Consider the following 12,579-nt stretch of genomic DNA (forward strand, 5'->3'; position numbering starts at 1 on the left):
ATCCGGACCGTCGATCCGGAGCCGACAGCCGGGCAGGCGCCCGGTACCACCCGATTGTCACCCCCGCCGCTTACTGTCGAGGCATGGAAGGCACCGCACACCCCGACACCGCCTATGACCCGACGTCAGTCGCCCGCTGGGCCCCCGAGCCGGACAAACGCCCCGGCCGGACCGCCTTCCAACGAGACCGCGCCCGCGTCCTGCACTCCTCGGCCCTGAGAAGGCTGTCCGGCAAGACCCAAGTGGTGACACCGGGCACCCGCACCGACGCCTGGGACGCCACCCCCCGCACCCGCCTCACCCACTCCCTGGAGTGCGCCCAGGTGGGCCGCGAGCTCGGCGCCGCCCTCGGCTGCGACCCCGATCTGGTCGAGGCCGCCTGTCTCTCCCACGATCTCGGGCACCCCCCGTTCGGTCACAACGGCGAACAGGCACTGAACGAGTTCGCGCGGGACTGCGGCGGCTTCGAGGGCAACGCCCAGTCGCTGCGGCTCCTCACCCGCATCGAACCCAAACGCTTCACCGCCGAGGGGTCCGTGGGTCTCAACCTCACCCGGGCCACCCTCGACGCCGCCACCAAGTACCCCTGGCCCCGGGGCGCCCGCCCCACCGACCCGGCATCGCCCAAGTTCGGCGTCTACGAGGACGACAGGCCCGTCTTCGACTGGGTCCGCGAAGCGGCTCCCGGTACGCGTACGTGCTTCGAGGCGCAGGTCATGGACTGGGCCGACGACGTGGCGTACTCGGTGCACGACGTGGAGGACGGCCTGCACGCGGGGCACATCGATCCCAACTGCCTGCACGCCGAACCGGAGCGCCAGGAGATCTTCCGGGTCGCCGTCGGCCGGTACGTCCCCGTCGGTACCGATCCGGCCGCACTCGCCGCCGCCCTCGACCGCCTCCAGGACCAGGAGTGGTGGCCGCACGGCTACGACGGCACGGCGGCCGCCCAGGCCCGCCTGAAGGACGCCACCAGCCAGCTCATCGGCCGTTTCTGCCTGGCCGCCGAGGGCGCCACCCGCACGCGCCACGGCAACGGGAGACTCACCCGCTACGGCGCCGAACTCGTCGTGCCCGAGGAGGCGCGCCTCGAGTGCGCGGTCCTCAAGGCGGTCGCCGACCGGTACGTCATGCAGCGCGCCGAACAGGAGGTCCTCCGCGCCGACCAGCGCGTCGTCATCAGCGAGCTCGCCGAGGCGCTCACCGCCCGCGCCCCCGACGGCCTCGACCCCCAGTTCCGCGCCCTGTTCGACCAGGCGTCCGACGACCGCGCGCGCAAGCGGGTCGTCGTCGACCAGATCGCCTCCCTCACCGACGCCTCGGCCCGCTCGCTCCACAGCCGTCTGACGGGGCGGACGAGATCGTGACAAGTGCGGACCGGGTGCGCCCGAACGGGCCCGGAACGTGACCCGACGTGCCCTGATCGGGCACGTCCCCCTTCCCCCATCACGCTGCGTGCGGGACGCTCGGATGTGGCGGCACACACAGTGTCATCTGGGGGGACACCCCCCAGACCCTCGGTAGGAGGCATCACGTGGTCGACGCGGATCAGACATTTGTCATCGTCGGAGGAGGCCTGGCCGGCGCCAAGGCGGCCGAGACGCTGAGGGCGGAGGGCTTCACCGGCCGCGTGATACTGATCTGCGACGAGCGCGACCACCCCTACGAGCGGCCGCCGCTCTCCAAGGGGTTCCTGCTCGGCAAGGAGGCGCGGGAGAGCGTCTTCGTGCACGAGCCCGCCTGGTACGCGCAGAACGACATCGAGCTGCACCTCGGCCAGACCGTCGACGCGATCGACCGCACGGCGAAGACGGTCCGCTTCGGTGACGACGGCACCCTCGCCCACTACGACAAACTGCTCCTCGTCACCGGCGCGGAGCCCCGCCGGCTGGACATCCCCGGCACCGACCTCGCGGGCGTGCACCATCTGCGCCGGCTCGCGCACGCCGAGCGCCTCAAGGGCGTGCTGGCCGCCCTCGGCCGGGACAACGGCCACATCGTGATCGCCGGCGGCGGCTGGATCGGCCTGGAGATCGCGGCGGCGGCCCGCGAGTACGGCGCCGAGGTCACCGTCGTCGAACCGGAGCCCACCCCGCTGCACGGCGTCCTCGGCCCGGAGCTCGGGAGCGTCTTCGCCGACCTGCACCGCGAGCACGGCGTCCGCTTCCACTTCGGCACCCGCCTCACCGAGATCGTCGGCCAGGACGGCATGGTCCTCGCCGTCCGCACCGACGACGGCGAGGAGCACCCGGCGCACGACGTCCTCGCGGCGATCGGCGCGGCCCCCCGCACGGGCCTCGCGGAGGTGGCGGGCCTCACCCTCGCCGACCGCGCGCACGGCGGCGGGATCGCGGTCGACGCCCGGCTGCGCACCTCCGACCCCGACATCTACGCGGCCGGCGACGTCGCGTCGTTCCCGCACGGTCTCTTCGACACCCGGCTGCGCGTCGAGCACTGGGCCAACGCCCTGAACGGCGGCCCGGCGGCCGCCCGCGCGATGCTCGGCAAGGACGTCACCTACGACCGCGTGCCCTACTTCTTCTCCGACCAGTACGACCTGGGCATGGAGTACAGCGGCTGGGCCCCGTCGGGGACGTACGACGAGGTGGTGATCCGCGGCGACGCGGGCAAGCGGGAGTTCGTGGCGTTCTGGCTGAAGGAGGGCCGCCTCCTCGCCGGGATGAACGTGAACGTGTGGGACGTCACAGAGCCGATCCAGAAGCTGATCCGCTCACGCGAACGGATCGACACGGAAGCCCTGGCGGACCCCCGGGTACCGCTGGACGGTCTCGGGGTCTAGCCGGGCTCCCGGTCCCGCGGGGGCCTCTCGTCCGGCGGCCGCGGGCCGCGCGTGGCGGGTCGCGCCCCCGCGGCCGGACCGTGCGGTCACCGCCCCGCACACCCCAAGGGCACCGCGGCCCGCCGGAGATGTCACCGCGCCCCCGTAGAATCACCTCGTGGCAGGACGGATCAACGACGAGGACGTGAAGGCGGTACGGGACGCGGTCCCGATCGACGCCGTGGTGTCCGAGTACCTCCAGCTGCGCAACGCGGGCGGCGGCAACCTCAAGGGGCTCTGCCCGTTCCACGACGAGAAGTCGCCGTCCTTCCAGGTCAGCCCCAGCAAGGGACTGTTCCACTGCTTCGGCTGCCAGGAGGGCGGCGACACCATCACGTTCGTGATGAAGGTCGACCACCTCACCTTCTCCGAGGTGGTCGAACGGCTCGCCGCCCAGGCCGGCATCACCCTGCGCTACGAGGAGGGCGGCTACAACCCCGCCCACCAGCGTGGCGAACGCATCCGGCTGGTCGAGGCGCACAAGATCGCCGCCGAGTGGTACGCGGAACAGCTCGCCACCGGGGCCGAGGCCGACACCGGCCGGATCTTCCTCGCCGAGCGTGGCTTCGACCAGGCAGCCGCCGTCCACTTCGGCGTCGGCTACAGCCCCCAGGGCTGGGACCACCTCACCCGCTACCTGCGCGGCAAGGGCTTCACCGACAAGGAGCTGATCCTCTCCGGGCTGTCCCAGGAGGGGCGCCGCGGGCCCATCGACCGCTTCCGCGGCCGCCTGATGTGGCCCATCCGCGACATCGGCGGAGAGGTCGTCGGCTTCGGCGCGCGCAAGCTCTACGACGCCGACAACGGGCCCAAGTACCTCAACACGCCCGACACGGCGATCTACCGGAAGTCCCAGGTCCTCTACGGCATCGACCTCGCGAAGAAGGACATCGCCAAGTCCAGCCGCGCGGTCGTCGTCGAGGGCTACACCGACGTCATGGCCTGCCACCTGGCCGGCGTCACCACCGCCATCGCCACCTGCGGCACGGCCTTCGGCAGCGACCACATCAAGATCCTCCGCAGGCTCCTGATGGACAACGGCAGCGCCCGCGTCATCTTCACCTTCGACGGCGACGCGGCCGGCCAGAAGGCGGCCCTGCGCGCCTTCGAGGACGACCAGAAGTTCGCCGCCGAGACGTACATCGCGATCGCGCCGGACAACATGGACCCCTGCGACCTGCGCCTCGCGAAGGGCGACGAGGCGGTCGCCGACCTGGTCGAACCCCGCACGCCGCTCTTCGAGTTCGCGCTCCGCCAGATCGTCGTCCGCTACGACCTCGACACCCCGGCGGGCCGCGCCGCCGCCCTCGACGAGGCGGCGCCCATCGTCGCCCGCATCAAGAACAGCGGCGCCCAGCACGAGGTCGCCGTCCAGCTGGCCGGCATGCTCGGCATCCTGGACACCCAGTTCGTCGTCAAGAGGGTCGCCCAGCTGGCTCGTTGGGCCCGCGACCGGGGCGGCAAGGGCCCGGCGCCGGCCGGCCGTGGACCCCAGCCCTACGAGTCCGCCTCCCGGCCCGCCGCGGGCGGCCCCGCCCTCAATCTCCGCAACGCCGTCTACGCCACCGAACGCGAGCTGCTGAAGCTCGCCCTCCAGCGCCCCGAGCTGGTCTCCCCGGCCTTCGACGCGTACGGGATCGACGAGTTCACCGCCGCCCCCTACGCCGCCGTACGCCAGGCGATCCAGGACGCGGGCGGCGCCGAGTACGGCGTCAAGGACGGCCAGGAGTACCTCGTCCGGGTCCGGGAGGCCGCGCCCGACGACGCGGTCCGCGCGATGGTGACGGAACTCGCGGTCGAGGCGATCATGCGCCGTACGGTCGACGAGAACTACGCGGGGGAGCAGTTGGTGACGGTCCGCCGCAGGGCCGTGACCCGCAGGATCACCGATCTCCAGAGCACGCTGACCCGGCTCGGCCACACGGACCCGGCCCAGTCGGCCGCCGTCCAGAACGAGATGATGATCCTGACCAGGTACGACAGGGCGTTGCAGCACGAGGGCCCGTCCGCTCTCTGAGCCGCCCACCGCGCCAGGGTAACCACGCGGTCACGCACCGGACTCAAAAAGTCTCCGCACGCCCCTCGTGGCGGCTGTGTGTCGTACTCCACACTGGGGGCGGTGCCTGAGTCCTCGGAGCGCGGCCGATCCCGGACGGACGCGGCGTGGCCGCCGACTCCGCCCCCGAAGTACCGCTGCTGCTCACCTCAGCAGCGATCATCCTGGAGGTCGCCCCCGTGCAGACCCAGACCCTGACCCAGACCGTCAGCACTGCCGAGAGTACGACCGGTACCCCCGGCGCGGCCCCGGCCGACGGCGCCGAACCGGACGCCGAGACCGACGTCCTGGCCGCCGTCCCGCCGCAGAACCGTGCCCCGCACCACCCCGAGACGCACGCGGAGACCCGCCCCGCGAAGCACCCGGAAGCGCATCCGGAGCCGCAGGCCGGGCCCGAGTCGCCCGCCGGGGTTCCGCAGGAGGCTCCCGAGGTCGAGCTCGAAGCCGAGCCCGAGCCCGAGGCCGAACCGCCCGCCGAGGTGCTGGAGGAGGCTCCGGAGGACGCCTCCGAGCCGGTCCCGCCGCCCCGCGCCCGCGCCTCCGACGGCGGCAGCCCCTCCTCGGACCTGTTCCGGCAGTACCTGCGGGAGATCGGCCGCATCCCGCTGCTCACCGCGGCCGAGGAGGTCGACCTGGCCCGCCGCGTGGAGGCCGGCCTGTTCGCCGAGGAGAAGCTGAGCGGCGCGAGCGACCTGGACAGCCAACTGGCCCTCGACCTCGACCGGTTGGTCGTCATGGGCCGGATGGCCAAGCGCCGGCTGATCGAGGCCAACCTGCGGCTCGTGGTCTCCGTCGCCAAGCGGTACGTCGGCCGCGGCCTCACCATGCTCGACCTCGTCCAGGAGGGCAACCTCGGCCTGATCCGGGCGGTCGAGAAGTTCGACTACGCCCGCGGCTACAAGTTCTCCACCTACGCCACCTGGTGGATCCGCCAGGCCATGTCCCGCGCGCTCGCCGACCAGGCCCGCACCATCCGCGTCCCGGTCCATGTCGTCGAGCTCATCAACCGGGTCGTCCGCGTCCAGCGCCGGATGCTCCAGGAGCGCGGCTACGAGCCGACCTCGGAAGAGGTCGCCGCCCAGCTCGACCTCCTGCCGGAACGCGTCGGCGAGGTCCTGCGGCTGGCCCAGGAGCCGGTCTCGCTGCACGCCCCGGTGGGCGAGGAGGACGACGTGGCCCTCGGTGACCTCATCGAGGACGGCGACGCGGCCAGCCCCGTCGAGTCGGCGGCCTTCCTGCTGCTGCGCGAGCACCTGGAAGCCGTGCTCTCCACCCTCGGCGAACGCGAACGGAAGGTCGTCCAGCTGCGCTACGGGCTGGCGGACGGCCGGCCGCGCACGCTGGAGGAGATCGGCCGCATCTTCGGCGTGACGCGCGAGCGGATCCGGCAGATCGAGTCGAAGACCCTCAACAAACTCCGCGACCACGCCTTCGCCGACCAGCTGCGGGGCTACCTGGACTGATCCGGACCGCTCGCCGTCACCCGGTGCGAGCGGCCCCCGGCAGTCCCGCGGGCGCCCCGCAGGCGTCCCCGGGGACGCCCGCGGGCACGCGGCCGTCAGTCGACCTCGGCCAGCGCCTGCGCGAACTGTGCCTTGTACAGCCGCGCGTAGGCCGCGTCCGCCGCCAGCAGGTCGGTGTGCGTGCCCTGCTCCACGATCGAGCCGTTCTCCATCACCAGGATCGTGTCGGCGTCCCGGATGGTCGACAGCCGGTGCGCGATGACGAACGACGTCCGCCCGTGCGCCAGCTTCGCCATCGCCTTCTGGATCAGCACCTCGGTGCGGGTGTCGACGGAGCTGGTGGCCTCGTCGAGCACCAGGATCGTCGGGTCGGACAGGAAAGCCCGCGCGATGGTGATCAGCTGCTTCTCACCGGCGCTGACCCCGCTGCCCTCGTCGTCGATCACCGTGTCGTAGCCGTCGGGAAGGGTACGGACGAACCGGTCGGCGTGCGCCGCCCGCGCCGCCTCCTCGATCTCGCCGCGGGTGACCTCACCCGACGCCCCGTACGCGATGTTCTCCGCGATGGTGCCGCCGAACAGCCAGGTGTCCTGGAGCACCATGCCGATGCCGGCGCGCAGTTCGTCGCGCGACATCCTCGCGATGTCGACGCCGTCGAGGGTGATCCGCCCGCCGGAGACGTCGTAGAACCGCATGAGCAGGTTCACCAGCGTCGTCTTGCCGGCGCCCGTCGGGCCGACGATGGCGACCGTGTGACCGGGCTCCACCGTCAGGGACAGGTCCTCGATCAGCGGCTTCTCCGGGTCGTACCGGAAGGACACGCCCTCCAGCGCCACCCGCCCGCGCAGCTCCTCGGGCCGCTCGGACGTCACCGGGTCCGCCTCCTGCTCCTCCGCGTCCAGGAGTTCGAAGACCCGCTCGGCCGAGGCCACGCCGGACTGCACCAGGTTCGCCATCGACGCGACCTGCGTCAGCGGCATCGAGAACTGGCGGGAGTACTGGATGAACGCCTGCACGTCACCGATGGACAGCGAACCCGACGCGACGCGCAGCCCACCGACCACCGCGACCAGCACGTAGTTGAGGTTCGACACGAACATCATCAGCGGCTGCATGACCCCGCTGTTGAACTGCGCCTTGAACCCGGCCTCGTACAGCGCGTCGTTCTGCTCCGCGAACTGCTGCGCCGACTCCTGCTGGCGGCCGAACACCTTCACCAGCGTGTGGCCGGTGTACATCTCCTCGATGTGGGCGTTGAGCTTGCCGGTGGTGCGCCACTGCTGCACGAAGTGCGGCTGCGACCGCTTGCCCACCCGCGTGGCGACGAAGAACGACAGCGGCACGGTCACCAGCGCGACCAGCGCCAGGATCCACGACACCCAGAACATCATCACCAGCACACCGACGATGGTCAGCAGCGAGTTGACCAGCTGGCCCATCGACTGCTGGAGCGTCTGCCCGATGTTGTCGATGTCGTTGGTGGCGCGGGACAGCACCTCGCCGCGCTGACGCTTGTCGAAGTACGACAGCGGCAGCCGGGACAGCTTCGTCTGCACGTCCTCGCGCATCCGGAACATGGTGCGGTTGACGGACTTGTTGACCAGCCGTGTCGCCACCGCCATCAGCAGACCGGCGACCAGGAACACCCCGAGCGCGAACAGCAGGACCTCGCCGACCGAGCCGAAGTCGATGCCCTTGCCGGGGGTGAAGTCGGTGCTCCTGAGCATGTCGGCGACGCTGCCCTCGCCGCGTTCCCGCATCGAGTCGAGGACCTGCTCCTTGCTCGCCCCGGCCGGCATCTGCCGTCCGACGATGCCCGCGAAGACCAGGTCGGTGGCCTTGCCGAGGATCTTCGGACCGACGACGCTGAGGCCGACGCTGAGCGTCACACAGGCCAGCATCGCGTAGAGGGTGAACCGCTCCGGCTTGAACTGGGCGAGCAGCCGCCTGCCGGACACCTTGAAGTCCAGCGAGTGGTTGTCGGGACCGGCGCCGGCCATCATGCGTCCCATGGGCCCGGCCATCAGGCAGCCTCCGCTTCCGTGAGCTGGGAGAGCACGATCTCCCGGTAGGTCTCGTTGTCCGCCATCAGCTCGCGGTGGGTACCCGTGCCGACGACCAGGCCCTCGTCGAGGACGACGATCCGGTCGGCGTCGCGGATGGTGGCCACCCGCTGGGCGACGATCACCACGGTCGCGTCGGCGGTCTCCTGCCCGAGCGCCGCCCGCAGCGCCGCGTCGGTCGCGTAGTCGAGGGCGGAGAAGGAGTCGTCGAAGAGGTAGATCTCCGGCCGCTGCACGAGCGCCCGGGCGATCGCGAGCCGCTGCCGCTGACCACCGGAGACGTTCGTCCCGCCCTGCGCGATGGGGGAGTCGAGGCCGTTCTCCAGCTTGCTCACGAAGTCCTTGGCCTGTGCCACCTCTAGCGCGTGCCACAGCTCCTCGTCGGTGGCGTCGGGATTGCCGTAGCGCAGGTTGGTGGCGACCGTGCCCGCGAACAGGTACGGCTTCTGCGGGACGAGCCCGACGGTCTTCGCCAGCAGCACGGGGTCCACCTCGGCGACGGCCACGCCGTCGACGAGCACCTCGCCCTCGGTGGCGTCGAACAGCCGGGGCACCAGCCCGAGCAGCGTGGACTTGCCGCTGCCGGTCGAGCCGATCACGGCCGTCGTCTCACCCGGCCGCGCCACGAGCTCGATGGACTTCAGGACGGGCTCCTCGGCGCCGGGGTACCGGAATCCGGCCCCCCGGATCTCCAGGTGCCCGTGCCGCCGCAGCTCGGTGACGGGGTTCACCGGCGGCACCACGGACGACGCGGTGTCCAGCACCTCCTGGATGCGCTCGGCGCACACCTCCGCGCGCGGCACCATCATGAACATGAAGGTGGCCATCATCACGGACATGACGATCTGCATCAGGTAGGCGAGGAAGGCCGTCAGATCACCGATCTGCATGCCGCCGCTGTCGATCCGGTGGGCGCCGAACCACACGACGGCGATCGACGACAGGTTCACCGTGGTCATGACCACCGGGAACATCAGGGCGAGCAGGTTGCCGGTCTTCAGCGAGATGTCGGTGAGGTCGGTGTTGGCCTCGCGGAACCGCTGCTGCTCGTACTCGTCGCGGACGAAGGCGCGGATCACCCGGTTGCCGGTGATCTGCTCCCGCAGCACCCGGTTCACGGTGTCCAGCTTCACCTGCATGGACCGGAACAGCGGCCGCAGCCGGCGCACGATCAGCGTCACGCAGAGGCCCAGCACCGGCACCACGGCGACGAGCACCGCGGACAGCGGCACGTCCAGGCCGAGCGCCAGCACGACCCCGCCCACGCACATGATGGGCGCCGACACCAGCAGCGTGAACGTCATCAGGGCCAGCATCTGGACCTGCTGGACGTCGTTCGTGGTCCGGGTGATCAGCGAGGGAGCGCCGAACTGGCCGAGCTCGCGGGCGGAGAAGGACTGCACCCGGTCGAAGACGGCCGCCCGCATGTCACGGCCGACCGCGGAAGCGGTTCTGGCGCCGTAGTACACGGCGCCGATGTTGCACACGACCTGCGCCAGCGAGATGCCGATCATCACGCCGCCGAACGACAGGATGTAGCCGGTGTCTCCCTCGACGACGCCCTTGTCGATGATGTGCGCGTTCAGCGTGGGCAGGTAGAGCGTGGCGCAGGTCTGGAGGAACTGGAGCGCCACGAGCAGGGCGATGGGTTTCTTGTAGGGCCTGAGATAGGTCCGCAGTAGTCGTATGAGCACGCTACGTCTCTCGGAGTCGACGGGGCGGGGCATTGGTTGCCCCTGGCCCCTATCGTTGAACACTCCACCCGCGTTACCTCAACTGATTAAGCTGAGAGCAGTGCTTTTACGGCCGACTGTGCGAGCCGGGCGCCCGCCTGTACATCCCACGCGCCCCACACACCCGACGCGCCCCTATCCGCGGAACGCTCCCGGGTGCGTCTGCTCCCGCACCGACACGTACTGCTGCCGCACCGCCTGACCGACGGCCAGCTCCTCGCCCGGGTCGAGGACCTGCGCGGCCGCCCCCTGCCAGGCCGGCGGGGTCCGCGGGTCGAGGGTGCCCTGCGACGCTCCGAGCGCCCACGCGGCCTGCCGGGCCGCTCCGATCGCCGCGTAGTCCGCCGGCTGCGGTACGACGACCTGGGCGCCGAACAGCGCCGGGGCCGCCGCCTGCACGGCCGACAGCTCGGCCGCCGCCCCGAGCAGGAAGATGCGCCGCACGTCGACACCCCGGCCGCGCAGCACGTCGAGCGCGTCCGCGAGCCCGCACAGCATGCCCTCGAAGGCGGCCCGCGCGAAGTGCTCGGGCTTCATCGACTCGCGGCGCAGACCCGCCAGCGTCCCGGCCGTGTGCGGCAGGTTGGGCGTCCGCTCGCCCTCCAGGTAGGGCAGCATGACCAGCCCGTGCGAGCCCGGCGTCGACTTCATCGCCAGGTCCGACAGCGCCTCCAGATCGGGCGCCCCGATCAGTTCGGCGGCCCCGCGCAGCGTGCGTACGGCGTTCAGGGTGGTGACGACCGGCAGGTGCATACCCGTCGCGTCGGCCAGCGAGGTGATCATCCCGCTCTGGTCGATGAGCGCCTCGTGGTGCACCGCCATCACGGACCCGGAGGCGCCGAGCGAGACGACCGCGTCCCCGTGTCCGATCCCCAGCCCCAGGGCGGCGGCCATGGTCTCGCCGGTCCCGGCGGAGATCAGCAGCCCCTCCGGCGTCGTTCCGGCCGCGTCGGACGGTCCGATCACCTCGGGAAGCATGGCCTGGTGGCCGAGCGCCAGCTCGACGAGATCCGGCCGATAACCGCCGGTGGCGGCGGACCAGTATCCGGTCCCGGAGGCCCCGCCCCGATCGGTGGTCCGTCGCACGGGCCGCCCGAGAAGCTGCCACACGAGCCAGTCGTGGGCCTGGAGCAGTACGGCGGTCCGGGCGGCGGCGTCCGGTTCGTTCTTCGCCAGCCAGCGCAGCTTGGTCACCGGCTGGGCGGCCTGCGGGACGCATCCCACCGCCTGCGCCCAGGCCTCGCGCCCGCCGACCGCGTCGATCAGATCGGCCGCCGCCACCTGCGCGCGCTTGTCCCCGCCGACCATCGCCGGCCGCACCGTGTTGCCCTGCGCGTCCAGCGGCACGACGGCGTTCTGCTGCGAGGAGACGCCGATGGCCTGCACGCCCTCCAGCAGCCCGCCGCCCGCGGCCTCGCCCAGGGACAGCAGCCAGGCCTGCGGATCGACGTCGGAGGGGCGGCCTCCCGCACTCTCGACGCCTTCCATCGGATGCGGCGCATACCCCTGCCGGAGCACGGCTCCGGTGTCCGCGTCGCAGACGACGATTCGAGTGAAATCGGGTGAACTGTCCAACCCGGCGACTATCCCCATGCCGAAATTCTGCCGCACGCGCCGCCCGGGTTGGGCCGCGGAGACCACGGGGCTGCCCCACTCGTGCCCGGCACGGGACGTTGTCGCTGGTGGGGCCCCCGAGACGGAGCCGTATATGTCACATCCCCGCGGCCCCCGGACGGCCCCTCCGGAGGCCGCGAAGGCGTCACTAGGTGTTGCTGGTGCCCCAGTCGTCCCCGCCCGCGCCGTTGCTGTTGCGGTCGCGCAGGGACCGCACCCGGCCGGCCACCGCTTCGGGCATCCGGTCGCCGACCTTGTCGCTGACCGCGTGGTACGCCTTGCCCGCGTACTGGCGGCCCTGATGGGCGGCGGTCTCGGCGGTGTTGCGCACGGCGGGGTTCTGGGCGACCTGTCGCGCGGACTTCTTCAACTGCTCGTAGCGCTCGCGCCCGGCACGCGTGCCCAGTACGTAACCCGCGGCCAGCCCGACGACGAACGTGAGCTTGTAGCGCATGACGGCCATCCTCTCCTTGCGTAGTCCCTGGCACGACGTGGGCGCCGGGGGGAACCGATTGGCGGAGCACCCCCCTGCTTGCGCTAATGTATGTGTCGCAGCGAGCGAGCGCCCCCTGGCGAATACCCAGGTGAGTACGTTCGATGCAGAACGAGGCATTCCCCTGTAGCTCAATTGGCAGAGCAGCCGGCTGTTAACCGGCAGGTTACTGGTTCGAGTCCAGTCGGGGGAGCTCGGTCCCCTGTAGCTCAATTGGCAGAGCAGCCGGCTGTTAACCGGCAGGTTACTGGTTCGAGTCCAGTCGGGGGAGCATCGTGAACGAGGACCCCAGGGGGGTCCTTTTTCATGTCGGCGGGA

Annotated in this window: 8 protein-coding genes and 2 tRNA genes; 6 read left to right on the forward strand and 4 right to left on the reverse strand. The window is 71.3% G+C overall.

Annotated elements, in window-relative coordinates; translation table 11 throughout:
* Positions 1 to 83 precede the first annotated feature (83 nt).
* From OG440_RS25380 to OG440_RS25395, 4 genes are all read left to right on the forward strand, one after another.
* On the forward strand, positions 84 to 1,367 hold the full coding sequence (locus tag OG440_RS25380) for a deoxyguanosinetriphosphate triphosphohydrolase (protein ID WP_406009083.1): 1,284 nt from the start codon (positions 84 to 86) through the stop codon (positions 1,365 to 1,367).
* A 167-nt stretch (positions 1,368 to 1,534) separates the two neighbouring features.
* Entirely contained in the window at positions 1,535 to 2,800 is a 1,266-nt protein-coding gene (locus OG440_RS25385) for an NAD(P)/FAD-dependent oxidoreductase (protein ID WP_406009084.1), read from the forward strand.
* A 157-nt stretch (positions 2,801 to 2,957) separates the two neighbouring features.
* Complete coding sequence (gene dnaG, locus OG440_RS25390; RefSeq protein WP_406009085.1) at positions 2,958 to 4,856, forward strand: DNA primase; 1,899 nt, start codon at positions 2,958 to 2,960, stop codon at positions 4,854 to 4,856.
* 146 nt (positions 4,857 to 5,002) lie between these two features.
* On the forward strand, positions 5,003 to 6,358 hold the full coding sequence (locus tag OG440_RS25395; RefSeq protein WP_406009086.1) for a sigma-70 family RNA polymerase sigma factor: 1,356 nt from the start codon (positions 5,003 to 5,005) through the stop codon (positions 6,356 to 6,358).
* A gap of 95 nt (positions 6,359 to 6,453) precedes the next feature.
* On the opposite strand, the gene OG440_RS25400 is transcribed toward OG440_RS25395, so the two are convergent.
* From OG440_RS25400 to OG440_RS25415, 4 genes are all read right to left on the reverse strand, one after another.
* Entirely contained in the window at positions 6,454 to 8,382 is a 1,929-nt protein-coding gene (locus OG440_RS25400; RefSeq protein ID WP_406009087.1) for an ABC transporter ATP-binding protein, read from the reverse strand.
* Positions 8,382 to 10,115 carry an ABC transporter ATP-binding protein gene (locus OG440_RS25405; protein WP_406009088.1) on the reverse strand — a complete coding sequence of 578 codons (1,734 nt, stop codon included), beginning with the start codon at positions 10,113 to 10,115 and terminating at the stop codon, positions 8,382 to 8,384. The genes OG440_RS25400 and OG440_RS25405 overlap by 1 nt, the downstream gene beginning before the upstream one ends.
* Positions 10,116 to 10,289: 174 nt before the next feature.
* Complete coding sequence (locus OG440_RS25410; RefSeq protein ID WP_406009089.1) at positions 10,290 to 11,747, reverse strand: FGGY-family carbohydrate kinase; 1,458 nt, start codon at positions 11,745 to 11,747, stop codon at positions 10,290 to 10,292.
* Between the two features lie 169 nt (positions 11,748 to 11,916).
* Positions 11,917 to 12,222, reverse strand: coding sequence for a YtxH domain-containing protein (locus OG440_RS25415; RefSeq protein ID WP_406009090.1), 306 nt, complete (start codon positions 12,220 to 12,222; stop codon positions 11,917 to 11,919).
* A gap of 159 nt (positions 12,223 to 12,381) precedes the next feature.
* Here OG440_RS25415 and OG440_RS25420 point away from each other — a divergent pair.
* Positions 12,382 to 12,454 (forward strand) — tRNA-Asn (locus OG440_RS25420).
* A 5-nt stretch (positions 12,455 to 12,459) separates the two neighbouring features.
* Positions 12,460 to 12,532, forward strand: a tRNA-Asn gene (locus tag OG440_RS25425).
* Positions 12,533 to 12,579 lie beyond the last annotated feature (47 nt).

This window comes from Streptomyces sp. NBC_00637 (assembly GCF_045161545.1).
Taxonomy (GTDB): Bacteria; Actinomycetota; Actinomycetes; order Streptomycetales; family Streptomycetaceae; genus Streptomyces.